Source organism: Achromobacter sp. Bel, assembly GCF_012928505.1.
GTDB lineage: Bacteria > Pseudomonadota > Gammaproteobacteria > Burkholderiales > Burkholderiaceae_B > Achromobacter.
In genome coordinates this window covers 12,267-35,580 of record NZ_JABBJN010000001.1, presented here as the reverse complement: position 1 = coordinate 35,580, position 23,314 = coordinate 12,267, and the positions used below count along the sequence as shown (strand labels likewise).

Here is a 23,314-nt window from a genome sequence, read left to right as displayed (position 1 = left end):
GCCGTCCCCTTTGGAGGAAGTCAACGTGAATATCACCATCCGCCCCGCCACCCCCTCGGATGCGGCCCAAATCTACGCTTTCATCACCGAATTGGCCGTCTACGAACGCGCCGCGCACGAGGTGATCGCCAGCGCCGACGACGTCGCCCGCACCTTGTTCGCCCCGCAGGCTCCGGCCAAGGCCCTGATGTGCCTGGCTGACGGCAAAGCCATCGGCTATGCCGTCTATTTCTACAGCTATTCGACCTGGCTGGGCAAGAACGGAATCTATCTGGAAGACTTGTACGTCACGCCCGACCATCGCGGCATCGGCGCCGGGCGCGACCTGTTGCGCCACCTGGCGCAGGAAGCCGTCGCCAACGACTGCGGGCGGCTGGAATGGAGCGTGCTGGACTGGAACAAGCCGGCAATCGATTTCTACCGGTCCATCGGTGCGTTGCCGATGGATGAGTGGGTGCGCTACCGTCTGACCGACGATGCGCTGCGCGGCTTTGCCGAAGGCCGCCGCGCCGCCTAGAACTCGGGCAGATCGAACAGGGTGTGCAGCGTGGAGCTGGGCACCGGAACGGACGCCAGATGCTCGCGCCCATCGTCGTCGACAAGCACCCGCACCGGCCGCAATGCCACGCTGGTGCCTTCGACGCTGAAGGCCGTTTCAACATCCCCGCCGTCCTTGATGACTTCGATGACCTCGGATGCCGCCGCCGTCACGGGTTCCGTGACCCAGCCGGGCACGCCGCGCTCGGCCTGGCCCCAGCGCACATAGGCGATATGCCCGCTGACGGGTTCTTTTCGAACGGCGACGATCACATGCAAAGACATCCAGGCCTCCCTAAAGTGTGGCCTGGATCGTATAACACGTTGACGTAGGCTGGATGACAGTCCGCGTCACGGCTCGATGTCGATGGGGGCAAAGGATTTCACCAGGTCGTCCAGCTGCTTGAGCTGGGTCAGGAAAGGTTCCAGTTTGTCCAGCGGCAAGGCGCTGGGGCCGTCGCACTTGGCGTTCTTGGGATCGGGATGCGCTTCCAGGAACAGGCCGGCCAGGCCGACTGCCATGCCAGCGCGCGCCAGTTCGGCGACCTGCTCGCGGCGGCCACCCGAAGCGGCGTCCAGCGCCGAGCGCTGCTGCAAGGCATGCGTCACGTCGAAAATCAGCGGGCGGTTGCCCGTCACTTTTTTCATCACGCCGAAGCCCAGCATATCGACGACCAGATTGTCGTAACCGAAGCTGGTGCCGCGGTCGCACAGGATCAGCTTGTCGTTGCCGGCCTCGGTGAACTTCTCGACGATGTTCAGCATCTGGGTCGGGCTCAGGAACTGGGGCTTCTTGATGTTGACCACGCGCTGCGTTTGCGCCAACGCCACCACCAGATCCGTCTGCCGCGCCAAGAAGGCGGGCAGTTGCAGGATGTCGGCCACTTCGGCCACCGGCGCGGCCTGCCAGGGTTCATGCACGTCGGTGATGACCGGCACGCCGAATTCTTTCTTGACCGCCTCGAAGATCTTCATGCCCTCTTCCAGCCCCGGGCCGCGGTAAGAGTGGATGGACGAACGGTTGGCCTTGTCGAAGGACGCTTTGAACACGTACGGAATACCCAGCTTGCGGGTCACGCGCTGGTACTCCTCGCAGGCGCGCAGCGCCAGATCCAGCGATTCCAGCACATTGATGCCCCCGAACAGCACAAAGGGACGATCGTTGGCGCAGGGGATCGACGGGGAAATAACGACTTCTGGGGCGGTCATGGTGAAGGAATCCTGTAGAGATAAAGCAGGTGACAGTGCGTAATGTACAACTTGCCCGCCAGTTACCCACCTTCCGGCACGCATTCCCCTGCTGTCAGCGGCTGCCAACAAACCGCCAAGCGTAGGGATCTCCGACTTACGGCACCCTGAGCAACGGGCGTTATCGCTGGACGCCGTGGTATTCACTGGCCACAATGACCCGTCGCGGACCGGCCATCGCGCTGTCCGGCATTTGAATCAAAGGTGGGCTCATGGGGTTTTTGGATTTCTTCTTCCGGCGCAAGCCCTCGCCGGACCAGTTCGCCAAGCTGTTCGTCGCCGCGGCGCGGCGCGAAGGCTTCGCGAACGCGCTGACCTACAAGGCCGATGAATTCCGGTTGCTGCTGGGCGAAGGCTCGTACTTCAATCTGCACAATGCCTATCATGCCTATTGCAACACTCGCGGCGCTGAACAGAAGCGTGCGCTACAGGGCTTCGTATCGGCGCTATCCAGCAGCACGCAGGGCACGCCGCAACAGGCTTGCGTCGCCCGGCCGATGCTCAGGCCCGTGATCCGCGGCCGCAGCGCGCTGGAAGACGTGCGCCTGCACCACGTCCGCACCGAAGGCAACGATTCGGCGTTCCATCCTGCCTTCCGCCCCTTTGGCGACGATTGCGTCGTGCTGCTGGCGCTGGACCATCCCGACGCCATCTCCACGCTGACCAATGGCCCCGAGGCCGCATGGGCGTTGACGTTCGAGCAGGCGCTGGCAGTCGCCGTCGACAATCTGCGGGATGCGCCCGACCACTTTTCCGAATTGGCGCCCGGCGTCTTCCGCGGCGGCTGGGCAGACGGCTACGACATCAGCCGCGCCCTGCTTGCCGACATGCTTGAGCGTGTCCCAGTGCGCGGCCGTCCCGTGTTCATGATGCCCACCCGCGACGTGCTGCTTGTCACCGGGGACAACGACGATGACGGACTGACCGCCATGGTGGAATTGGGCCTTCAGGCGTTGCAGCACGGGCGGGTGGTCAGCGCGCACATGTACCACTATGAAGACCGCGAACCCGTGCGCTACCGGCCCGCCAGCCCGGCTTTGGCGCACCGTCTGGCGCATCTGGCGCGCCTGCTGGACAAGTCGGAATACGACGCCCAGAAAGAAGCGTTGGACCATATCCATGAAGAACAGGGCATGGATATCTTCGTGGCCCACTACAACCTGTTCACGCAAGACGACGATCCCGCCACGTCGTTCTCGCTGGCGTCATGGACGCGAGGCGTGGACACGTCCCTGCCCAAAGTCGACCGCCTGGCGCTGGTGCGCCCGGACGCCGAAGACGAGATCGGCGAAGTCCGGGTGGTGTCCTGGGAACAGGCGGCGCATCTGCTGGAACCCTTGCTGGCCAAGGAAACCGGCTACCCCGTCCGGTACCGCACGCGAGGTTTCCCGGCCGACGCCCAGCTGGCGCAGCTGGACGAGCTGCCTTAGCGAATTCCGGGCTAGCCCCTTTCCGCTGCCGGATCGCTGACCAGGCGATAGGCGATGGCGCCGATGATGGCGCCAGCGATCGGCGCGACCCAGAACAGCCACAGCTGTTCGATCGCCCATCCGCCCACGAACAGCGCCGGACCGGTCGAACGCGCCGGATTCACCGACGTGTTCGTGACCGGGATGCTGATCAGGTGGATCAGCGTCAGCGCCAAGCCGATGGGAATCGCGGCAAAACCGGCCGGCGCGCGCTTGGACGTGGCGCCAAGGATCACGAACAGGAAGCCCGCCGTCATCACCACTTCCGTCACCAGGGCGGACACCAGCGAATACTTGCCCGGCGAATACGCGCCGTAGCCGTTGGCCGCGAAGTGGCTGCCCTTGAGATCGAAGCCCAGCTTGCCGCTGGCGATGCACGCCAGCACAGCCGCCGCCACGATTGCGCCCAAGACCTGCGCAATCACGTAGGGCAGGATCTCCTTGGCGGGGAAGCGGCCGCCCGCCACCAGGCCGACGGTGACCGCCGGGTTGAAATGCCCGCCCGAAATATGGCCCACCGCGAATGCCATGGTCAGGACCGTCAGGCCGAACGCCAGCGCAACGCCCGCGAAACCGATACCCAGCTCCGGGAATCCGGCGGCCAGCACCGCGGCGCCGCACCCACCCAGCACCAGCCAGAACGTGCCGAAAAACTCCGCGCCGCAACGCTTTGAAAGCGAATACATGTCAACTCTCCGAATAGAAAGGTCCACGGTATCGCGCGGCGGCGATCATGACTTTAAAGAACTGAAAATCTTGACAGTTCTTGTCCGGACAGACTGGGCGCCGGCGCATTGCTGACGGTAAGGCGCGAACCGGGATCCAGGGATCGTGTAAACGGGCTAGTCCGAAAGGTCCGGCCTTTTCGCGCTATCCTGATACGGCCCCTTGGAACTCCCCCCCCGATATGGACGCCACCCCCCTCTTGCTCTATATCGTCGCCGTCAGCGCGGTGATGATCACGCCCGGCCCGTCGATGCTGCTGGCCTTGAACAACGGCGCTTGCCACGGCATGCGGGTGGCCCGGTGCGGCATCGCGGGCGCGGCCCTGTCGGACCTGATCCTGATCGGCGCGGTGGGTTGCGGGCTGGGCGCGTTGTTGCAAGCGTCCGAGCAATGGTTCTCGATCGTGAAATGGGGCGGCGCGGCCTACCTGCTTTATCTGGCTTGGGCCATCTGGCGGTCACCGGCAGAAGCCTTGCGCGTGGATGCGGCGCAGCCGCTCGCAAGCGGCCGCTCGGCATTTTTCAGGGCGCTGTTCGTGGGATTGTCCAACCCCAAGGGGGTGTTGTTCTTTTCGGCGTTCCTGCCGCAATTCATCCAGCCTGCCGCGCCTGTCGCCCAGCAATACCTGGTGCTGGCATTGACCAGCGCCGCCATCGACTGCGTGATGATGAGTCTTTACGCGTTCGGCGGACGCCACGCCATGCGCACGTTTTCCGCGCGGGTAATGACGTGGATCAACCGGGGCTGCGCGGGCATGCTGGCCGCCTTGGCGGTGGGCCTGACGCTATACCGGCGCAGCGACCTGCGCTGATTCCGCCCAGGCGGATCAGCCGTGCATCGGCGTGCACAACTCCACAAGCGTGCCGTCGGGACAACGCAGGTACGACACGACCTGGCCCCACGGCTTCGCCGTCGGCGCACTGAGTTCAGTGGCGCCCAGCGAGATCGCCTGGGCATGCGCGGCGGCGACATCCTCGGTCACGAACGCCACTTCCATGCCCAGCGGTTTGGGGGACGACGAGGCTTCGACGTGCCCGGTGCTGAAGTTCATGCTGCCCAATTCGTGCGCGGCAAACGACAGCGTGGTGTCGCCCGTGTCGAGTTCGCCGTAAGTCTGGGATTCATGCAGGAACCGGCGCGGAAATCCGAAGGCGCGTTCGAAGAACGTCAGCGATGCCGCAACGTCCGGCACATAGATGATGGTGTATCCGAATTTCATGATCAGCCTTGCAGTGGGAAAAAACGGGCCCCAGGGCCACGCGTGGCGGTGGGTACTCAAGCACATTGAACCAAATTACTGGATAACTATCCAGCACTCCACATCAACGGCCATCAGACCGTCAAATTATCTTTGACACCATGTCAACTGCGGACGGCATTGTCAAAGAAACGCACGAGGGCAAGAATCGCCGGATAAGCGCGATGGCGTCCGGGCCCCTCCCTGGCGAACAAACGCGCAACTTCTGGAGACAAGCCCATGACTGCGCACGCCCCCCGTCTGCCGCGCCGCCAGTGGTTGAAACAAAGCGCTTGGAGCCTGGCCGCGCTTAGCCTGCCCCCTTTCGCTTTCGCTCAAGACGCCTGGCCGGCCAAGCCCATCAAAATCGTGGTGCCCTACAACGCCGGCGGCGCCACCGACATCGTGGCCCGTCTCGTGGCTGAACGGCTGTCCGCCGCCGTCGGACAACCGGTACTGGTCGAGAACCGCGGCGGCGCGTCCGGCATCTTGGGCACGGACGCCGTCGCCAAAGCGGCGCCGGACGGCTACGCCCTGACCGTGTCACTGAGTTCATCGTTGCTGTTGAACCAGTTCCTGTACAAGAACCTGCCCTACGACACGGGCCGCGACCTGGTACTGGTCTCGCAGATCGCCATGGCGCCCGTGACCCTTGTCGTCCACCCCAGCGTGCCGGCACGCAACGGCGCGGCGCTGCTCGACTACGTGCGCCGCAACCCGGGCAAGCTGGCATACGGCTCCTGGGGCGTCGGCTCGTACGCGCATCTGGGCGGCGCCTATCTCAGCGAAACGCAAAAGGGCGACATGACGCACATCGCCTACAAGGGCGAATCGCCAATGCTGCAAGACCTGATCGGCGGACGGATCCAGATGGCGTTCGCGAGTGCCCTGGGCGCGAAACCCTACGTCGACAACGGCAGGCTGGCGCTGATCGGCGTCACCGGCGAACAGCGCATGCAAGTACTGCCCGACTCCCCAACCCTGGCCGAGCAAGGGCTGACGGACGACGCCTACCGCGTGGTCGGGTGGGTGGCGATGGCCGCGCCCATCCAGACGCCCAAGCCCGTCGTGGCGCGCTTGGCCGGCCTGATGCAGGCCATGACGCGCACACCCGACATGCAAGAGCGCCTGAGCGCGATGGGCTTCATCGCGCTGGGCAACACGCCCGAGGCTTTCCTTGCGAACTACCAGGGCGAGTACGCCGTGTGGCAGGAACTGGTGCGCAAATCGGGTGCGCAACTGGACTGAATCAGCCTTTGAGCTGACGCGGGTCCAGACTCCACAAGGCATGGTCGCTGGTCGACACGCCCACCGCGCCGTGTTTCATCGCGATGCCGATATCCGTCTGGTTGCACACGAATCCCGACGCCACGATGGGGGGCAGCGCCTTCAGGTCCTGTTCCGCCATGTGCGTCAGCATCGGCGCCGGCATCAACTGGACCAGATTGGGGTCGCTTTGCTCCAGCGCCTTGACGCTGCGCGGCCAGGTGGAACGGTCGGTCACGAACACCTTCTGCATCGTGACCATGCCCGCCCGGTTGGCGCGCTGGATGGTGGCCACCCGCGTGGACACCAGGCTGGCCACGCCGATATCGGCCAGGTATTCCACCCCGCCCTTGTCTTGCGAGAGGCCTTCGCAGCTGTCTATGTTGACGATCGCGAACTTGCCCGCCCGGTTCAGCGCCGCGATCACCGGCGCCAGCTTGCGCAGCTCGACGTTGGCGACGATACCGATTTCGGCCACGCTGCCCACGAAGGTATTGATCTGCTCAAGCCCATACATCGTCGCAATGACGGGATGACGCGCCAGACATGCCCCGAATGACCTATCCATGGTTATCGATTTTCCTGACCGTAAGAACGCTGATCGCTTAATCCCAACTTGCCGGGGTTGAGGATGTTCTGCGGATCCAGCGTGCGCTTGATCGTGCGCAGCACGTCGAACGCGCCGCCCAACGATTCCTGCATGTACGGCGCGCGCAACAGGCCCACCCCGTGATGGTGGCTGAGCGCGGCATTATATTTAATCAGCACGGCGTTGGCCGCATCCCAGGCGGCGCGATACCACTGGGCTCGCCGTTCCACTTCGACTTCGCCACGCAACGAAAAATACAGGCAAGCGCCGTCAACATAGGCATGCGATTGGTGCGCCGAGCCGGCCAGCGTACCGGGCACCGCGTTGACCGCCGCCACCACCTCCGCATAGATGGCCGGCAGGTCGCTCCAGCGGCCCGCCATTTCCAGCGTGTCGGCCACGAACCCCGGGCTGCGCTTGAAGCCTTCAGCGCTCTTGCCGGTCAGGTAGCGGGTGTCCAGCCAGCGTTCGAAAACCGCGTCGCCATCCAGTTTTTCTCCCCGTTCCTCGCATACGCCCTGGCTGATCTCCATGACGGCGTCAACAATCTGGCGCGCGCCTTCATCCGCCACCAGCAGCACGTTCAAGTCGGGCCGGTTGAACTGCACGCCGCTTTCCAGTTCGTCATAGAGCCGCAGCGCGGCCGGGTTGGCGCCGCGCTGCATGATTTCGCGGCACACATCCAGGCCGATGGCGAACGTCTTGAAGCCATAGGCGATGGCGCGGCCGTAATCCGGTAAGCGGTGCAGCTTCAGACGCAGGCGCACGATCACGCCCAGCGTGCCCTCCGACCCGATGAAGACCTGCTGCAGGTCGGCGCCCACCGCCGCGCGCGAATACCCGCCCACGGTGACCAGGCTGCCGTCGGCCAGCACCACGTCCATGCCGAAGACCATGTCTTCGATCTTGCCATAGCGCGTGGACAACTGGCCCGCGCCGCGGCACGCCGCCCAGCCGCCCACCGTGCTGATGCCGAACGACGACGGCCAATGGCCCATCGTCAGGCCATGCTCTTTTTGGATCGTTTCCTCGAACACATCGCCGAACATGCCCGCTTCGACCTCGACGATCTGGCTTTCACGATCCACGCCGATCAACTTGTTCAACTGGCAGACGTCCAGCACGATGCCGCCGCGCACGGGCAAGGCGGCGCCGGTAACGTTGCTGCGGCCCGCCGACACGGTGACCGGAATCGCGTCCGCGTGGGCGATGCGCATCACCGCTTGAACCTGCTCTACTGTGGACACCTTGACAATCACCGCCTGGGGCGTGGCGGGCTTGCCGCCCGTCTCCGACACCATCGACCCGGCCCACCAGTCACGCGTCCAGGCCACGACGTTGGCGGTATCGGTCAGGACATCGTCGGCCACATGGCGCAACGCGTCGATTCGCGCCTCCGGCACGCGTACCGGATCGCGCTGCATCCCGGGCTCAGAGCCGGTCTTGCTCAGTGCCGCCGCATAGGCGGGCGGGGTGTGCGCGCCGACAACGTAGTTGCCGCGGTTGTAACCGCGCTTGATGGCTTCTTTGCTGATCATTCCTTGTCTCCCATGAGTACGGATTTTTCGTGCTTGACGGCAGCCAGGTAGTCATTGACCTGCTGCGTAATGCATTCGGGCGCCACGCCCAGTTCGGTTTGCAAGATCTGCCCCACGCGCGCCGCGGCCAACGCCGATGCGTCGCGCGCCATCAGGCGGGCGCGCATCCTGCGCGACAGCACGTCCTCGACGGTCGCGGCCAGCTCGTGGCGCACGGCGTACAGGACTTCGGCCTCGGTATAGGGCAGGCCCTGGACGATGGGCGCCTGCAGTTCCGGCGCGGCTTGCATCAGGTCGCTGACAAAGCGCGCCTCGGTGCCATAGCGTTCGCCCAGATGCGCCGACATGCCGCCCGAAGCCACAATGGCCTGCGCGTCATAGCCGGCCGCGCCCAGCAGGTAGGCCTTCTTCGTCTGGCAAGGGTTGCGCTGGCCAATGACCTGTTGCGCGGCGTCGATCGTTTGCTCGGCCATGTGCCGCGACGTGGTCAGCTTGCCGCCCACGATCGTGACCAGGCCGTCCGCCGCCACTCGGATTTCGTGGTTGCGCTTGATCTCCAGCGTCTTGCCGCCCGGCGGCCCGACCAGCGGACGGCAGCCCGCAATGCTGCCCACGACATCCTCGGGCTGCAGGTCAGTCTTCAACGCGGAGCGCGCCCCTTCCAACAGGAAGTCCAGCTCGCGGCGCGTGCAATAGACGTCGTCCAGATCGCCTTCATAGTCTTCGTCTGTCGTGCCCAGATAGGACACGTTGCCCCAGCGCGTGATCGTGGCGCGGCGGCTGCGGCCGGGCACCGGAATGGTGACCGTGCAATCGTTGCGCACCTTCAGCCAGGGCACCGCCACGTGTACGCCCTTGGCGGGGCGCACGTGCAACGCGGACGCATCGCCCCTTTTCGCGCCGCTCCAATCGCGCAGCCAGACGCCAGTCGCCATGATGACCACACCGGCGCGCGCGCGGATCTCTTGCTGGCCCGCCTGGACGATCACACCGTCCACCTTGCCCTGCGCGTTGCGCGTCACCTCGATTGCCTTGGCGTGATTGATGACGGTCGCGCCATGGAAGGCCGCAGTACGCGCGACGGCAAGCGTCAGACGCGCGTCGTCCACGCGTGCATCGAAGTACAGGAATCCGCCCAACAACCCCTCTTCCTTGAAGGTCGGGCAATGCGACAGCACTTCCGCGGCAGTCAATTTCTGATGCAGGATGCCCTCGCGCCACCCCCCTGCCATGTCGTATGTCCACAGCAGGCTTTCAAAGGCCTTGGCCAGGCGCTTGTCGAACACCCCGTCCCGCTCCAGGATCGGAAACAGGAACGGCAGACGCTGCACCAGATGCCGCGCGTTGCGCCGCAGGCGCTGGCGTTCGTGCAGGGAATGCCGCACCAGGCCCAGGTTGCCCTGTTCGATGTAGCGCAACCCGCCGTGCACCATCTTCGAGGACTTGGAAGACGTACCCGACGCGAAATCATCCTTCTCGATCACCGCCACGCGATAGCCGCGCAGGCTGGCGTCCAACGCCGCATACGCGCCCGTAATGCCGCCGCCCACGATCAGCATGTCGTACTGCTCACTGCCCAACCTGTCCAATTGCTCTTGCCGCATCAGACGTAATGGCTCGGTGTTCGTCATATCGGCCCGGTCCTTCCTGGGCTTTCTGGATAGCCAACCGATCATTTGTGCAACGCCTCCTCATTTTCCTGCTTGAACTGCCTGACGTGGCCCAATTCGGAACCCACCCGTGCGTGCCACAATGCCCGGCGTCGCGTGCGCTCCTGCGCGTCGATGGTGGGTTCGAATACCGCATCGGTCGCGATGGTCTGGCATGCATCGCGCAGCGAGGGCCACAACAGCCCCGAAGAACCCGCCAGATACGCAATGCCGCGCAGGCTGGCCCGGTCGGACTCCTGCATGCGGCGGATGGGGATGCCGATCAGATCCGCCTGGATCTGCAACAAGGGATCGCTGCACGATAAGCCGCCACCGACCACGAGTTCCGACACGCGCACGCCCGACACGGCTTCATCCGCCTCGATGCAACTGGCCACGGAATGCGCGATGCCTTCCAGAATGGCGTAGGCGACCTCGGCCTGCGTGGTCGCCATGGACACGCCGGTGAGCGACGCGCGTGCCCCCGCCTCCATCCGGGGCACGCGCAGCCCCGTCAGGGCCGGCACGAACGTCACCCCTTGCGACGAGTTCACCGTGGCGGCCAGCGCACTGATCTCGCGCGCGTCCGCGAACCACTTCAGCTTTTCGCAGACCCAGTTCAAGGCCGAGCCGGTCGTCGCTACAAACGTCTCGACTGCGAAATGCGACACCCCATGCTGGCGTCGGGCGGTCATTGTCAACGCCCCCTCGGACAGGCCGGAATTCACGGGCGGCTCGGGCCCGATGATCAGATCCACAAAGCTTCCGGTGCCGTGTACGCACATCCCCTGTCCGCGTTCCAGGCAGCCCAGGCCGATGGCGCCGGCATGCTGGTCGCCCGCCGATGCCAGGATCGGCACCTCGATGCCCAGCACGTCGGACCGCGTCCGCCCAAAATCGTCCGCGTCCTGGCGCAACGCGGGCAAAAGCTCGAACGGAAAGTCCAGCGCCTGCGTCCATTCCAGGTAATAGCGGTGGTCCGCCAGCACATAGGCTCCGGCCGACGTGGCGTTGGTCGGCGTCGTGACGACCTCCCGCCGTTGCGAGAAATGCCACAACAGCCAGCTGTCCACCGTGCCGAACGCCAGGCGCCTTTCGCGCCAGGCTTGCGCCACATGCGGCGTGTCACGCAGATGGCGCGCCGCCCACAGATAGAGCGATCGCACGCCCACCGGACGGCCCACGCGGTCCCGCAAGCGGGCATCCCATTCAGGCGCCAACTGGTCCAGCTCGTCCACAAAACGCGTGTCCTGCCAGACCATGGCCGGCACCAGCGCGGCCCCCGTCTGCGTGTCCCACAAGACGGCAGTCGCACGCTGCGTCGCCAACGCCAGCGCGACAATGCACTGCCCTGCCCGTTCTGCCTGGGCAATGGTGGCCCGGCAGACGCTGATCGTCTTTTCCAGAATCTCGTTGGCGTCCTGCTCGACCACGCCGGGCCGGGGCGTCTCGACGTGCAGCGTCAGGTACTCCAGGCAGGACACATGGCCGTCGGCGGACACGGTGGCCGCCCGCGTGCCGGACGTGCCTTCGTCAATCGCCAGAATTACATCGTTGTTTGTCATCGCGAGGCTTTCCCAATGGCGGGGTCCAACGTGGCCAGCGCGTCATCGTCCTTGAACTGCGGCGCGCCGGTTTCCGTGTCGGGGTTGATGGTGGTGCGGGTGGGATCCCACTTGATCACAAAGCAGATGATGCTGGCGATCAAGGGCACCACGGACAGGATCAGGAAGGTCTTCTCCAGGCCGTAGTTCTCCCGGAAGATCGGGAACACCAGCAAACCGATCGCCGCGCCGGTGGAACCCAGCGCGCCGATGATGCCGTTGGCGCCGGCGCGCAGTTCGCTACGGAACGACAGCGACGACAGGCTCTTGCCGTTGGCCCCCGGGCCGCCCGAGTGGAACAGGATGAAGAGCGACGGCAACGCGACCGCCAGCCACAACGGCATCTGGCCGTGGAACGTGCCCAGGACGAGCAAGATCACAAACACCATCGCGAAGCCGAACGCCGACGCGCGCCGCAGCCCCAGCTTGCGCCCGATGTAGGGCGACAGGAAGCCGCCGAAGATCCCGAAGACGTTAAAGACCAGCGCGCCGATCGTCGCGTAGATGAAGTCCTTGCCGAACAGCGCCGCGCTGATCAGCGGCAGGTACCAGCCCACGGCAAAGTACTGGATCGACTGGCCGATCTGCACCGTGGCCGCCAGGATCGTGCGCGGCAAGTACACCCCGCGGAAGATCAGCAGCACATTGGCCAACCCGCGCTTGGCCTGATTGACGACCGCCACCCGCTCCGCCAGCGGCGCGGCGGCAAAGGCCTGCCCGTAGATCCGCGTCATGGCCTGCGCGGCCTGCTCGACGCGTTCCTTGCGCGCCAGCCAGATCGGGCTTTCGACCATGTAACTCAGCTGCAGCACCAGGATGATCAGGGCAAAGATGGCGGTGGCCCCGACGGAATAGCGCCAGATCGAATCGCCCACATCCCACGAAAAGAACAGCATCGCCAGCAGCAGGTTCGTGCACACGGCCGTGTACCACATGCCCTGCCAGGTGTTCAGGCGGCTCTTGAATTTGACGGGGGTGAACTCGGCCAGCACCGCCATGGCGATGGCGAAGTCGATGCCGTACGCCGCGCCCACAAAGAAGCGGCCGACCAGGATGACTTCGAAATTGGGCGCAAACATCACCAGCGCGGCACCGATGACCGCCAGGAACTTGGCGATGATCAAGGGGCGGATACGCCCCCAGCGATCGGCCATCCAACCGCCGATGGGGTTGAAGGCAATGGCCACCCAAGAGGCGAACGAGGTCATCAACGCGACCTGGCCCGCCTTCAGTCCCAGGTCTCGAGTCATCGGGCCCAGGCCCGCGCTTAATGCCGAGTTTGCAAACGCATCCAGGAACAGCCCGCCCAGCGCCAGCCACCAGATCAGGCCAGCCCGGCCGGCGATGCCGGGGCGTGAATCGATAAAAGCGATGACATCGTCGATGCCACGTATTTTCACGGTCGATGATTGCACAGTCGTCTCCTCTTGGAATTATTTCTGTAAGAGGTCGACGCAATCTGCACGCGATAAAAGACCACCTTACAGATGGTCTTTTATCTAAATCTGTGCGGTGACTTTATGGGCTGCGCGATAGGGTGTCAAGCGGGATGCGCATCAGGACAAACCCTGTCTCCCATTGTTTTTTCGCCTGCGAGAAAAAGTATCCAAAGTACTGGGAAAGTATAAGGAAAACTCGGTTTTTATAATTTTTATCGTTATTTTTCAATGACTTGCATTAATCCTGCAAGCTGGCAAACTACGCCAGATCCAAAAAAAGATCCCTGCCGCAGGCGCCGTATTCACGCGCCGCGCACGTGCACATCCGCCCCCACCCAAATCCGCCAAGAGGCGATCACACAACCCTGCTTCAAAGGAACTCCCATGCGCTTAATCACCGATCAGGAACTCGGCAATATGTCGACTGAAAATAAACGCCGCCGCCATCAGGAACTGGACAAGAAACTGTCGGTTGCGGCCGATCGAGGTTGGGCCTGCGTACCGCGCATCGAAGCCAGCCGCGCAAAAGTGCATGCGGCAATCTTGATGGACGTGCAATTAGGCCGCGACGTGGAACCCAGGACGGAAAAGCGTCGCGACCGCGTCAAGACCAAGAACTGATCAATTCCGCGCCACCTGCCGGGCATGCTGATGACGGACGATGAGCGCGACTTCATGTCGCTGAACGGATTTCCGAACCGCCCGGCACCGGAGGCGGAAGGCGGATAATCGGGAAAGGGTCTGGGCGAGATGGATTCCAGACCCGGTAGTACAGAAAAAGGCCTCTTGGCAAGCATGCCAAGAGGCCTTTTTTGCGTGCGCGGATTACCGTGCGCCGTTTTGCTGTTGACCCGTCTTCATGTAGTACTTGGCGCGCGCAAGGTCACTGAGATCTCCTAGTCGCACTGATGAACTTCGCCAGAAAGACGACTGAATCGGAACCAATGACAATATCCGGTGGCGCCCCGCCCCAGGTGCGATGCGATGCGGGGCGCAGCCGAATTCGCTCAGGCGCCCATCAGAATGCCCAGGCGGCTATTCCAGGTATCGCCATACCCTTTACCGGCGACGGGAACATGGATCAACGGTCTTTTGAGGTCGTTGGTGGAAAAGGCGAAATGGACGTTCTTGAAGGCGAGCCCGCCATTGCCTGAAACCTCGGTCCATTTCAACTGCCATTGCCTGATGTATGAAAAGTCGAGGACCTCGCCGGGATCCTTCGCGCCCGACACCATGCAGAGTTTTCGAGTTTGGGGATCAAACGCAATGACAAACTTCTTGTCCTTGTCGCTGAGGATCAGCTCGCTGTCCACGCTGGTTTCAGGGAAGGACGTACCGAGGCGCTGGTTGTGTTCGCGAAACTTCGCCAACAACGCGTTGTGCCGTTTCTTTTGGCGGTGGATTACCCAGGCAATCAGGGCAGCAAGAGTGAGGACGATGGAGATTAAATCAAACATGACGCTGTTTTTCCGATGGCCTATGGAAGCGGTATCGGCATTAACGGCAGCCAGAGCGGAAACTTGAGCGCGGCGCCGGGGCAATTCAGGCTTTTGCATGCGCGCTGCATACTCGATCACCGCGTATCCCGGCCGAATACCCTCCAGGGCCGGACATTGACGAACGTCGGGCGGTTGCCTAAACGTCAGTCTCTTTGGGCGGAAATGCACTGATTGTGCAGAGAACGCGATTATTGGAACGGCCGTTGCAAGACGCCGCAACAATTAACGTGGCCGTCAGCTAGCCCGGCGTAGCCTGATTCGACGGCACCGCGAGTAGCCGGGTACTGGAAAACAACGAGGAGACAAGCATGAGCACATTCGATCCGGATGGGCGCCGGCGCTTCCTGCGCCAAGCCTGTACCGTGGGCGCGGCCGGCACGCTGGCCGGCCATGCCCTGGTCAGCCTGGCCGCCCCTGCCACCGTCACGCTGCCTTTCGCGAACGGCGAGCGCGACCTGATCGCCTACCCGCAAAAGCGCCCCCTGATCCGCCAGACTTCGCGGCCGCCGCAACTGGAAACGCCCTTCGAAGTATTCAACGACAGCGTCATCACGCCCAACGATGCGTTCTTCGTGCGCTACCACCTGGGCAACATCCCCACCGCCATCGACCCCGCCACCTACCGGCTACGCGTGGGCGGGCTGGTCAACACGCCACTTGAGCTGTCGCTGAATGACCTGAAGCAGCAGTTCGGCGCGCCCGTCGAACTGGTGGCCGTCACCCAATGCTCGGGCAACAGCCGGGGCTTTTTTGAACCGCGTGTGGGCGGGGGCCAACTGGGCAATGGCGCGATGGGCAACGCCCGCTGGGTGGGCATTCCGCTCAAGCGCATCCTGGAAAAGGCTGGCATCCAGGCCGGCGCCCGTCAAATCACCTTCGAGGGGCTGGACCGACCCGTGCTGCCGGGCACCCCGGAATTCGTCAAGGCGCTGGACGCGGCCCACGCCCTGGACGGCGAAGTCATGCTGGCCTACGCCATGAACGGCGCCGACCTGCCCATGCTAAATGGCTATCCCGTGCGGCTGGTGGTGCCCGGTTATTACGGCACCTACTGGGTCAAGCACCTGGCCGACATCAAGGTGCTGAACACCGAGTTCGACGGCTTCTGGATGCAGAAGGCCTACCGCATCCCTGACAACGACTGCGCCTGCACGCCGAAGGGTAAAGCGCCAGAAAAAACTCGCCCCATCGGCCGCTACAACGTACGCAGCTTCATCACCAACCTCGCCGACGGCGCCCGCGTGGCCAAAGGCCAACGCGTGCCGGTGCGTGGCATTGCCTTCGACGGCGGCCGCGGCATTCGCGACGTGCAGTTCTCGGCCGACGACGGCAAGACCTGGCGCGCCGCCTCGCTGGGCGAGGACCTGGGCCGCTATTCCTTCCGCGAGTGGCACGCCGACTTCACCCCTGAGCAGGCCGGCGCCTATGTCCTGAAGGTACGCGCCACCAATACGGCGGGCGAAACCCAACCCTTAGATCCGCTGTGGAACCCGCCTGGGTACATGCGCAACGTGGTCGAAACCGTGCGCGTCGACGCTACGTAAGGAGCCCCCATGACCCGCCCCGCCCGTCGTCATCCCCACGCCAGCCTGGCCAGGCTGGCCATCGCCCTGGCCGCTATGTCTGCCTGCGCATCCGCCGCCGCCCTGGACATCCAGCTCCCCCCTGAAACCGCAACGCTGCACCCTGGCACCGGTGCCGGTGCCCAAAGCGCGGCCCTATGCCTGATGTGCCACTCGGTCGATTACCTGTCGTCGCAGCCGCCGATGCCATTGGGTTTCTGGAATGCCGAAGTCAAAAAGATGGTCGGCACCTACGGCGCCCCCATTCCGGCCGAACAAGTGCCGCTGATCGTGCAGTACCTGAACCAGGCCTATCCCCCGCCCCAGCCCGCCGGGTCTCCCAAGCCCTGAGGCCTTGTCTCCCACGGGCCGCGCTTGCAGACCTCGGCGCGCCATGTGTCCCCACGCGTGCGAAAAGGGGCCAGTGTCCCCTTTTGGCCCGAATCCCGGTGTGGATTTGACGTGGCAAAGTGGGCGAGTTAATGGGGAATGCAACGCCGGGGCAAAAGAAAACCCCCGGCGCATTCGAGCGCTCGGGGGTTGTATGACATTGTCGGCGTACGGCCAAACAACGTCAGGCAATAGGTGGTGCGAAGGAGGGGACTCGAACCCCTACACCTGTTACGGCGTCAGGACCTAAACCTGGTGCGTCTACCAATTTCGCCACCTTCGCTAAAGGTCAAGCCCGCTATTGTAGCTTGCTTGTTAAAATCTTGCGTCATGAATCCGCGCCTCGATGCTTTACACCCCTACCCGTTCGAAAAACTGCGGGCGTTGCTGGCTTCCGCCAGCACGCAGCCGGACGGCCTGACGCCCATCAATCTTTCGATCGGCGAGCCCAAGCACGCCGCGCCGGAACGGGTGGCGCAGGCGATCCGCGACCACATGGACGGGTTGTCCGTGTACCCCTCCACCAAGGGCGACCCGGCGCTGCGCCAGGCGATTTCGGGCTGGCTGGCCCGCCGCTACAGCATCCCCGCCCCCGACGCGGACACGCAGGTGCTGCCGGCGCTGGGCTCTCGCGAGGCGCTGTTCGCGTTCACGCAGACGGTGATCGACCCGTCGGCCGGTTCGGTGGTCATCTGCCCCAACCCGTTCTATCAGATCTACGAAGGCGCCACGCTGCTGGCGGGCGCCACGCCCTACTTCGTCAACGCCGATCCATTGCGTAATTTTTCCAGCGACTGGAACCAGGTGCCCGACGCGGTCTGGAAGAGGACGCGGCTGGTCTTCGTGTGTTCGCCGGGCAACCCCGCCGGCAACGTCATGGCGCTGGACGACTGGGAAACGCTGTTCAAGCTGTCCGACCGCCATGGCTTTGTCATCGCGTCGGACGAGTGCTATTCCGAGATCTATCTGGATGAAGGCAACCCGCCCCTGGGCGGCTTGCAGGCGGCGCGCCGCCTGGGCCGGGACGACTACCGCAACCTGGTGGCGTTCTCCAGCCTGTCCAAGCGGTCCAACGTGCCCGGCCTGCGGTCGGGTTTCGTGGCCGGCGACGCGGCGCTGATCGGCCGTTTCCTGCTGTATCGCACGTATCATGGCAGTGCGATGAGCCCGCTGGTCTCCGCGGCCAGCGTCGCGGCCTGGTCGGACGAGGCGCACGTGAAGGACAACCGGCGCCTGTACCGCGAAAAGTTCGACGCGGTCGTGCCGATTCTTGAAAACGTGCTGGACGTGTCGCGCCCGCAGGCATCTTTCTACCTGTGGGCGGCCACGCCGGGGTCGGATACGGCCTTTGTGCGTGACCTTTACGGCCGCACCGGTGTTACCGTTCTGCCGGGCAGTTTCCTGGCGCGGGAAGCGCATGGCGTGAATCCCGGCCACGGCCGCATCCGTATTGCGTTGGTGGCGCCTTTGGCTGACTGCGTGCAGGCAGCCGAACGCATCGCCCATTTTGTACATACTTCTGTTTGATCAACCTTTAAAAGCTGAGCCGCTATGACTCTCGACCTGCAGACCACCATCGAAAAAGCCTGGGACGACCGGGCGAACCTGACGCCCGCCGACGCCAGCGCCGAAGTGCGCGAAGCGGTGGAACACACCATCGACGGCCTGGATCTGGGCCGCTTGCGCGTGGCCGAGAAAATCAATGACGACTGGGTGGTCCACCAGTGGATCAAGAAGGCCGTGCTGCTGTCGTTCCGCCTGAGCGAGAACGCCATCATGGGCCAGGCCCCGCTGCAGTTCTACGACAAGGTGCCGCTCAAGTTCTCGGAATACGGCGACAACGCCTTCAAGCAAGGTGGCTACCGCGTGGTGCCGCCCGCTGTCGCCCGCCGCGGCGCCTTCATCGGCCGCAACGTGGTGCTGATGCCCTCCTACGTGAACATCGGCGCCTACGTCGACGAAGGCACGATGGTCGACACCTGGGCCACCGTCGGTTCGTGCGCCCAGATCGGCAAGAACGTCCACCTGTCCGGCGGCGTCGGCATCGGCGGCGTGCTGGAACCGCTGCAAGCCAACCCCACCATCATTGAAGACAACTGCTTCATCGGCGCCCGTTCGGAAGTCGTGGAAGGCGTGGTCGTGGAAGAGAACTCGGTGCTGGCCATGGGCGTGTTCCTGTCGCAAAGCACCAAGATCTTCGATCGCGCCACCGGCAAGATCACCTACGGCCGCGTGCCGTCCGGTTCGGTCGTGGTTCCGGGTTCGCTACCGTCGGCCGACGGCTCGCACAGCCTGGCTTGCGCCGTCATCGTCAAGCGTGTCGACGCGCAAACGCGCGCCAAGACCAGCATCAATGATCTGCTGAGGGCGTAATGAGCAGCACGACCGCACGGCCGCCCGAAGGGCGTGCACCCTCCCAAGCCTCCAGCGCCGTACTGGATCTGGTCAAGGACCTGATCGCCCGCCCGTCGGTCACGCCGGCGGACGAAGACTGCCAGGCGGCGCTTGCCGCCCGGCTGGAGCGCATCGGCTTCACGTGCGAGACCATCGCGCAGGGCGGTGTCACCAACCTGTGGGCCCGGCGCGGCAGCGCCGCGCCGCTGACCGTGTTCGCCGGTCACACGGACGTGGTGCCGCCGGGCCCGCGCGAAAAGTGGGAGAGCGATCCGTTCGTGCCCACTGAGCGCGACGGCTGGCTGTACGGCCGCGGGGCGGCCGACATGAAGAGCTCGATCGCCGCCTTCGTAGTGGCGGCCGAGGAATTCGTGGCGGCCCACCCGCAACACGACGGTTCGATCGCGCTGCTGATCACGTCGGACGAAGAAGGCCCGTCGATCGACGGCACCGCCATCGTCTGCGACGCGCTGAAAGCGCGCGGCGAACAGCTGGACTACTGCATCGTCGGTGAGCCGACCTCGGGCGACGTGCTGGGTGACACCTGCAAGAACGGCCGCCGCGGTTCGTTGTCGGGCAAGCTGACGGTCAAGGGCATCCAGGGCCACGTGGCCTACCCGCACCTGGCGCGCAACCCGGTGCATCAACTGGCGCCGGCGCTGGCCGATATCGTGGGCATCGAATGGGACCAGGGCAATGAGTACTTCCCGCCCACGACGTTCCAGGTGTCGAACCTGAACTCGGGCACCGGTGCGACGAACGTGGTGCCCGGCGAAGCCGTGGCGCTGTTCAATTTCCGTTTCTCGACGGCCAGCACGCCGGAAAGCCTGAAAGCCCGCGTGCATGCGGTGCTGGACAAGCACGGCCTGGAATACGACCTGGACTGGGAACTGGGCGGCGAGCCTTTCCTGACCCCGCGCGGTTCGTTGACCGATGCGCTGGTGCAGGCGATTCACGCTGAAACCGGCGTCACCGCCGAACTGTCCACCACCGGCGGCACGTCCGACGGCCGCTTCATCGCCAAGATCTGCCCGCAGGTGATCGAATTCGGTCCGGGCAACGCCACGATCCACAAGGTCAACGAGCGTGTCGAAGTGGCCTCGCTGGATCCGCTTAAGAATATCTACCGGCGCACGCTGGAAAATCTTCTGCTGAAAAAGTGAAACCGCCCCACGGGCCATCCGCTTGGACGGACCGTGGGGAAACGAAACTGCCCCCTCCGAGGGGGCGCTTTCCCCTTGGGGCCGCCCGTGGGGAAAAAAGGCCTGACTATGTATCAATCCGCCCGCCAAGAATTGCTGACCCTGCGCGACCTCATCCGTTACGGGGTGTCGCGGCTGAACGGCGCCCAAGTGGCGCTGGGACACGGCAGCGACAACGCCTGGGACGAGGCGGTCTACCTGACGCTGCACGCCCTGCACTTGCCGCTGGACACGCTGGAGCCGTTCCTGGACGCCCGCGTGGTCCGCGAAGAGCGTGACCGCGTGCTGGACCTGCTGGAACGCCGCGTGACCGAGCGCGTGCCCGCCGCGTACCTCACCAACGAGGCCTGGCTGCGCGGCCATCGCTTCTATGTGGACAAGCGCGTCATCGTGCCGCGCTCACCCATCGCGGAACTGCTGGACCAGGGCTTGTCGCCCTGGGTGCAGGATGCGACGGCGGTAGAAAACGTGCTGGACATGTGCACCGGGTCGGGCTGCCTGGCCATCCTGTCGGCCCTGGCCTTCCCCTACGCCCATGTGGACGCGGTGGACGTGTCGGCGGATGCGCTGGATGTCGCGCGCCGCAACGTCGACGACTACGGTTTGCAAGACCGTCTGGACCTGCACGAAAGCAATCTGTTCGACAGTCTGCCGGCATGCCAGTACGACGTCATCGTCTGCAATCCGCCTTACGTGAACAGCGGCTCCATGGATGTACTGCCCCAGGAGTACCTCCATGAACCGCAACTGGCCCTGGCCGGTGGCGAAGACGGCATGGACCTGGTGCGCCGCATTCTGGCGGCGGCTCCCCAATACCTCACGCAAGACGGCGTGATCGTGCTTGAGATCGGCCACGAACGCGACTTCTTCGAAGCCGCCTTCCCGCAGCTGTCTCCCGTATGGCTGGATACGGAAGAGGCGTCGGACCAGCTCCTGCTGCTTACCCGAGAGCAACTTACCCTGTGATACGCGCTACTGGATTGACCCTGCGCCGCGGCACGAAAGTGCTGCTGGACGGCGCTGAATTCGTTGTTCATCCGGGCGAACGCGTCGGCATCGTGGGCAAGAACGGCGCGGGCAAATCCTCGTTGTTCGCCCTGCTGACCGGCGCCCTGGACCTGGACGCCGGCACCGTGAACCTGCCCGTCGGCTGGCGCATCGCCAGCGTCAAGCAGGAACTGGACGCCGACGACCGCCCGGCCCGTGAATTCGTCATCGACGGCGACACGCACCTGCGAGAATTGCAGGCGCGCCGCGCCACGCTGACCGACGACCAGGGCACGCAGATCGCGGAAGTGGAAGCGGCGCTGGTGGAAGCCGGCGCCTGGAGCGCGGCCTCGCGCGCCGAACAGCTGCTGGCGGGCCTGGGCTTCAAACCCAACGAATGGATGCTGCCGGTAGAGAGCTTTTCCGGGGGCTGGCGCATGCGCCTGGCCCTGGCAAGCGCGTTGATGGCCCCGTCTGAACTGCTGCTGCTGGACGAACCCACCAACCACCTGGATCTGGATGCGATGCTGTGGCTGGAGAAATGGCTGGGCGCCTATCCGGGCACCGTCATGCTGATCTCCCACGACACCGAATTCCTGGATGCGGTGGCCAAGTCGATCCTGCACTTCGATCACGCCAAGTTGGTGCGCTACCGAGGCGGCTATGGCGATTTCCTGACGCAACGCGCCGAGCGCCTGCGCCAGACCAACATCGCCTACGAACGCCAGACGCGCGAGACGGCCCGTCTGCAAGGCTTCATCGACCGCTTCAAGGCCAAGGCATCCAAAGCCAAGCAGGCGCAAAGCCGCGTCAAGGCGCTGGCCCGCATGCAGGTGCTGGCGCCCTTGCATGCCGAAGCCGGCATCGACATCCGCATCCCGTCGCCAGATCAGGTCCCCGACCCTTTGCTGACGCTGGAACACCTGTCCGCCGGCTACACGGATGCGGCGGGCAACGCCGTGCCCATCCTGCGCGACGTCACCTTGATGGTGCGCGCCGGCAGCCGCGTCGGTGTCCTGGGCGCCAATGGCGCGGGCAAGAGCACGCTGATCAAGACGCTGGCGGAAGAGATTCCCGTGCAGGCGGGTGAACGCCGCGCCTCGCGCGGTCTGGCCATCGGCTATTTTCATCAGCACCAGCTGGACATGCTGGACGTGGACAGCACGCCGATCGCGCACCTGGCGCGGCTGGCGCCTGATACCCGCGAGCAGGAGCTGCGCAACTATCTGGGCGGTTTCGGGTTTTCGGGCGATACCGTCACCAGCAAGGTCGGCCCCATGTCGGGCGGCGAAAAAGCGCGTCTGGCATTGTCGCTGATCGTCTGGCAGAAACCCAACCTGCTGTTGCTGGACGAACCCAGCAACCACTTGGACGTGGAAACGCGCGAAGCCCTGGCCGCCGCGCTGGCCGACTTCGGCGGCAGCATGCTGCTGGTCTCGCACGACCGCCACCTGTTGCGCACCACAGTAGACAGCTTCTGGATCGTGGCGGACGGCGCGGTGCGCGAGTTCGACGGTGACCTTGAAGACTACCGAGACTGGCTGGCCGCCCGCAATGCCGGCGAACGCGCAGAAGCCGCACGCGAGAACGCCGAAGGCAGCGAACCCGTCGTGGACCGCAAGGCGCAACGCCGGGCCGAAGCCGAACAACGGCAACGCCTGTCCGCCCTGCGCAAACCGCTGGAATCCAAGCTGGCCAAGGTCGAATCCGAAATGGAGAAGCTACGGACCAAGCTGCACGCGCTGGACGCCGTCATCGCCGATCCGGACTTGTATTCGGATGCGCGCCGCGCGGAACGCCAGAAGGTCATGGCCGAACACGGCGAGCACGGCAAGCGCATCGACGAGCTTGAAGAGCAATGGCTTGAGATCCAGGGTTCCCTGGAAGAAATCGACCAAAGCGAAGCCTAGGACGTTGCTTGGGCGGTGGGCCTGCCCCGCCGCCTGGCCGTCCATCCTTATCTGGTAATAATAAGCAT

22 protein-coding genes and 1 tRNA gene are annotated in these 23,314 nt (G+C 64.4%); 12 read left to right on the top strand and 11 right to left on the bottom strand.

The window, feature by feature from the left end:
- The first annotated feature begins 25 nt into the window (after positions 1 to 25).
- Positions 26 to 517 carry a GNAT family N-acetyltransferase gene (locus tag HG262_RS00160; protein ID WP_169269105.1) on the top strand — a complete coding sequence of 164 codons (492 nt, stop codon included), beginning with the start codon at positions 26 to 28 and terminating at the stop codon, positions 515 to 517.
- Here the strand turns inward: HG262_RS00160 and HG262_RS00155 are convergent.
- Together HG262_RS00155 and kdsA are read right to left on the bottom strand one after the other, a co-directional pair.
- Positions 514 to 822 (bottom strand): carbohydrate isomerase, encoded by a 309-nt coding sequence (locus HG262_RS00155; RefSeq protein ID WP_169269104.1) that lies wholly within the window; start codon positions 820 to 822, stop codon positions 514 to 516. The two genes, HG262_RS00160 and HG262_RS00155, sit on opposite strands and share 4 nt — an antisense overlap.
- A gap of 66 nt (positions 823 to 888) precedes the next feature.
- A complete protein-coding gene (gene kdsA, locus HG262_RS00150; RefSeq protein WP_105557658.1) occupies positions 889 to 1,746 on the bottom strand; it encodes a 3-deoxy-8-phosphooctulonate synthase in 858 nt (285 codons plus the stop codon).
- A 251-nt stretch (positions 1,747 to 1,997) separates the two neighbouring features.
- On the opposite strand from kdsA, the gene HG262_RS00145 reads away from it, so the two are divergent.
- Positions 1,998 to 3,215, top strand: coding sequence for a hypothetical protein (locus HG262_RS00145; protein WP_169269103.1), 1,218 nt, complete (start codon positions 1,998 to 2,000; stop codon positions 3,213 to 3,215).
- 11 nt (positions 3,216 to 3,226) lie between these two features.
- Here HG262_RS00145 and aqpZ read toward each other — a convergent pair whose 3' ends face one another.
- Positions 3,227 to 3,940: an aquaporin Z gene (aqpZ, locus tag HG262_RS00140; RefSeq protein WP_169269102.1), complete on the bottom strand. Its 714-nt coding sequence runs from the start codon at positions 3,938 to 3,940 to the stop codon at positions 3,227 to 3,229.
- Positions 3,941 to 4,161: 221 nt separating this feature from the next.
- Between aqpZ and HG262_RS00135 the strand changes: the two genes are divergently transcribed.
- A complete protein-coding gene (locus tag HG262_RS00135; RefSeq protein WP_169269101.1) occupies positions 4,162 to 4,791 on the top strand; it encodes a LysE family translocator in 630 nt (209 codons plus the stop codon).
- A gap of 15 nt (positions 4,792 to 4,806) precedes the next feature.
- On the opposite strand, the gene HG262_RS00130 is transcribed toward HG262_RS00135, so the two are convergent.
- Positions 4,807 to 5,199 (bottom strand): VOC family protein, encoded by a 393-nt coding sequence (locus HG262_RS00130; protein ID WP_169269100.1) that lies wholly within the window; start codon positions 5,197 to 5,199, stop codon positions 4,807 to 4,809.
- A 258-nt stretch (positions 5,200 to 5,457) separates the two neighbouring features.
- On the opposite strand from HG262_RS00130, the gene HG262_RS00125 reads away from it, so the two are divergent.
- On the top strand, positions 5,458 to 6,465 hold the full coding sequence (locus HG262_RS00125; protein ID WP_169269099.1) for a tripartite tricarboxylate transporter substrate binding protein: 1,008 nt from the start codon (positions 5,458 to 5,460) through the stop codon (positions 6,463 to 6,465).
- A gap of 1 nt (position 6,466) precedes the next feature.
- Here HG262_RS00125 and HG262_RS00120 read toward each other — a convergent pair whose 3' ends face one another.
- From HG262_RS00120 to HG262_RS00100, 5 genes are read right to left on the bottom strand one after another with little or no spacing between them, the layout of a single operon-like run.
- Positions 6,467 to 7,051 carry a glycerol-3-phosphate responsive antiterminator gene (locus HG262_RS00120; RefSeq protein WP_006225339.1) on the bottom strand — a complete coding sequence of 195 codons (585 nt, stop codon included), beginning with the start codon at positions 7,049 to 7,051 and terminating at the stop codon, positions 6,467 to 6,469.
- Positions 7,052 to 7,053: 2 nt separating this feature from the next.
- On the bottom strand, positions 7,054 to 8,610 hold the full coding sequence (locus HG262_RS00115) for an FAD-binding oxidoreductase (RefSeq protein ID WP_169269098.1): 1,557 nt from the start codon (positions 8,608 to 8,610) through the stop codon (positions 7,054 to 7,056).
- On the bottom strand, positions 8,607 to 10,286 hold the full coding sequence (locus tag HG262_RS00110; protein ID WP_169269097.1) for a glycerol-3-phosphate dehydrogenase/oxidase: 1,680 nt from the start codon (positions 10,284 to 10,286) through the stop codon (positions 8,607 to 8,609). Before HG262_RS00110 ends, HG262_RS00115 begins: the two co-directional genes overlap by 4 nt.
- Complete coding sequence (locus HG262_RS00105) at positions 10,283 to 11,824, bottom strand: FGGY family carbohydrate kinase (RefSeq protein WP_169269096.1); 1,542 nt, start codon at positions 11,822 to 11,824, stop codon at positions 10,283 to 10,285. The genes HG262_RS00110 and HG262_RS00105 overlap by 4 nt, the downstream gene beginning before the upstream one ends.
- A complete protein-coding gene (locus HG262_RS00100) occupies positions 11,821 to 13,278 on the bottom strand; it encodes an MFS transporter (protein WP_169269095.1) in 1,458 nt (485 codons plus the stop codon). Before HG262_RS00100 ends, HG262_RS00105 begins: the two co-directional genes overlap by 4 nt.
- Positions 13,279 to 13,686: 408 nt before the next feature.
- Here HG262_RS00100 and HG262_RS00095 point away from each other — a divergent pair, with 408 nt between their 5' ends.
- Positions 13,687 to 13,923, top strand: coding sequence for a toluene tolerance protein (locus HG262_RS00095; RefSeq protein WP_169269094.1), 237 nt, complete (start codon positions 13,687 to 13,689; stop codon positions 13,921 to 13,923).
- 386 nt (positions 13,924 to 14,309) lie between these two features.
- Here HG262_RS00095 and HG262_RS00090 read toward each other — a convergent pair whose 3' ends face one another.
- On the bottom strand, positions 14,310 to 14,858 hold the full coding sequence (locus HG262_RS00090) for a hypothetical protein (RefSeq protein ID WP_248293176.1): 549 nt from the start codon (positions 14,856 to 14,858) through the stop codon (positions 14,310 to 14,312).
- A gap of 251 nt (positions 14,859 to 15,109) precedes the next feature.
- Between HG262_RS00090 and HG262_RS00085 the strand changes: the two genes are divergently transcribed.
- Both HG262_RS00085 and HG262_RS00080 read left to right on the top strand, forming a co-directional pair.
- Positions 15,110 to 16,345 carry a molybdopterin-dependent oxidoreductase gene (locus HG262_RS00085; protein ID WP_169269093.1) on the top strand — a complete coding sequence of 412 codons (1,236 nt, stop codon included), beginning with the start codon at positions 15,110 to 15,112 and terminating at the stop codon, positions 16,343 to 16,345.
- Positions 16,346 to 16,354: 9 nt separating this feature from the next.
- Positions 16,355 to 16,714 carry a sulfite:cytochrome C oxidoreductase subunit B gene (locus tag HG262_RS00080; RefSeq protein ID WP_169269092.1) on the top strand — a complete coding sequence of 120 codons (360 nt, stop codon included), beginning with the start codon at positions 16,355 to 16,357 and terminating at the stop codon, positions 16,712 to 16,714.
- Between the two features lie 235 nt (positions 16,715 to 16,949).
- Here HG262_RS00080 and HG262_RS00075 read toward each other — a convergent pair.
- Positions 16,950 to 17,036, bottom strand: a tRNA-Leu gene (locus HG262_RS00075).
- A 47-nt stretch (positions 17,037 to 17,083) separates the two neighbouring features.
- On the opposite strand from HG262_RS00075, the gene dapC reads away from it, so the two are divergent.
- The 5 genes from dapC (at position 17,084) to HG262_RS00050 (ending at position 23,246) form a co-directional block, all read left to right on the top strand.
- Complete coding sequence (dapC, locus tag HG262_RS00070) at positions 17,084 to 18,280, top strand: succinyldiaminopimelate transaminase (protein WP_169269091.1); 1,197 nt, start codon at positions 17,084 to 17,086, stop codon at positions 18,278 to 18,280.
- A gap of 24 nt (positions 18,281 to 18,304) precedes the next feature.
- Positions 18,305 to 19,126 carry a 2,3,4,5-tetrahydropyridine-2,6-dicarboxylate N-succinyltransferase gene (gene dapD / locus HG262_RS00065; protein WP_169269090.1) on the top strand — a complete coding sequence of 274 codons (822 nt, stop codon included), beginning with the start codon at positions 18,305 to 18,307 and terminating at the stop codon, positions 19,124 to 19,126.
- Positions 19,126 to 20,310: a succinyl-diaminopimelate desuccinylase gene (gene dapE, locus HG262_RS00060; protein WP_169269089.1), complete on the top strand. Its 1,185-nt coding sequence runs from the start codon at positions 19,126 to 19,128 to the stop codon at positions 20,308 to 20,310. The genes dapD and dapE overlap by 1 nt, the downstream gene beginning before the upstream one ends.
- Positions 20,311 to 20,418: 108 nt before the next feature.
- Positions 20,419 to 21,315: a 50S ribosomal protein L3 N(5)-glutamine methyltransferase gene (prmB, locus tag HG262_RS00055; RefSeq protein ID WP_169269088.1), complete on the top strand. Its 897-nt coding sequence runs from the start codon at positions 20,419 to 20,421 to the stop codon at positions 21,313 to 21,315.
- Positions 21,312 to 23,246, top strand: a complete 1,935-nt coding sequence (locus HG262_RS00050; RefSeq protein ID WP_348984347.1) for an ATP-binding cassette domain-containing protein — start codon at positions 21,312 to 21,314, stop codon at positions 23,244 to 23,246. The genes prmB and HG262_RS00050 overlap by 4 nt, the downstream gene beginning before the upstream one ends.
- The last annotated feature ends 68 nt before the right edge of the window (positions 23,247 to 23,314 follow it).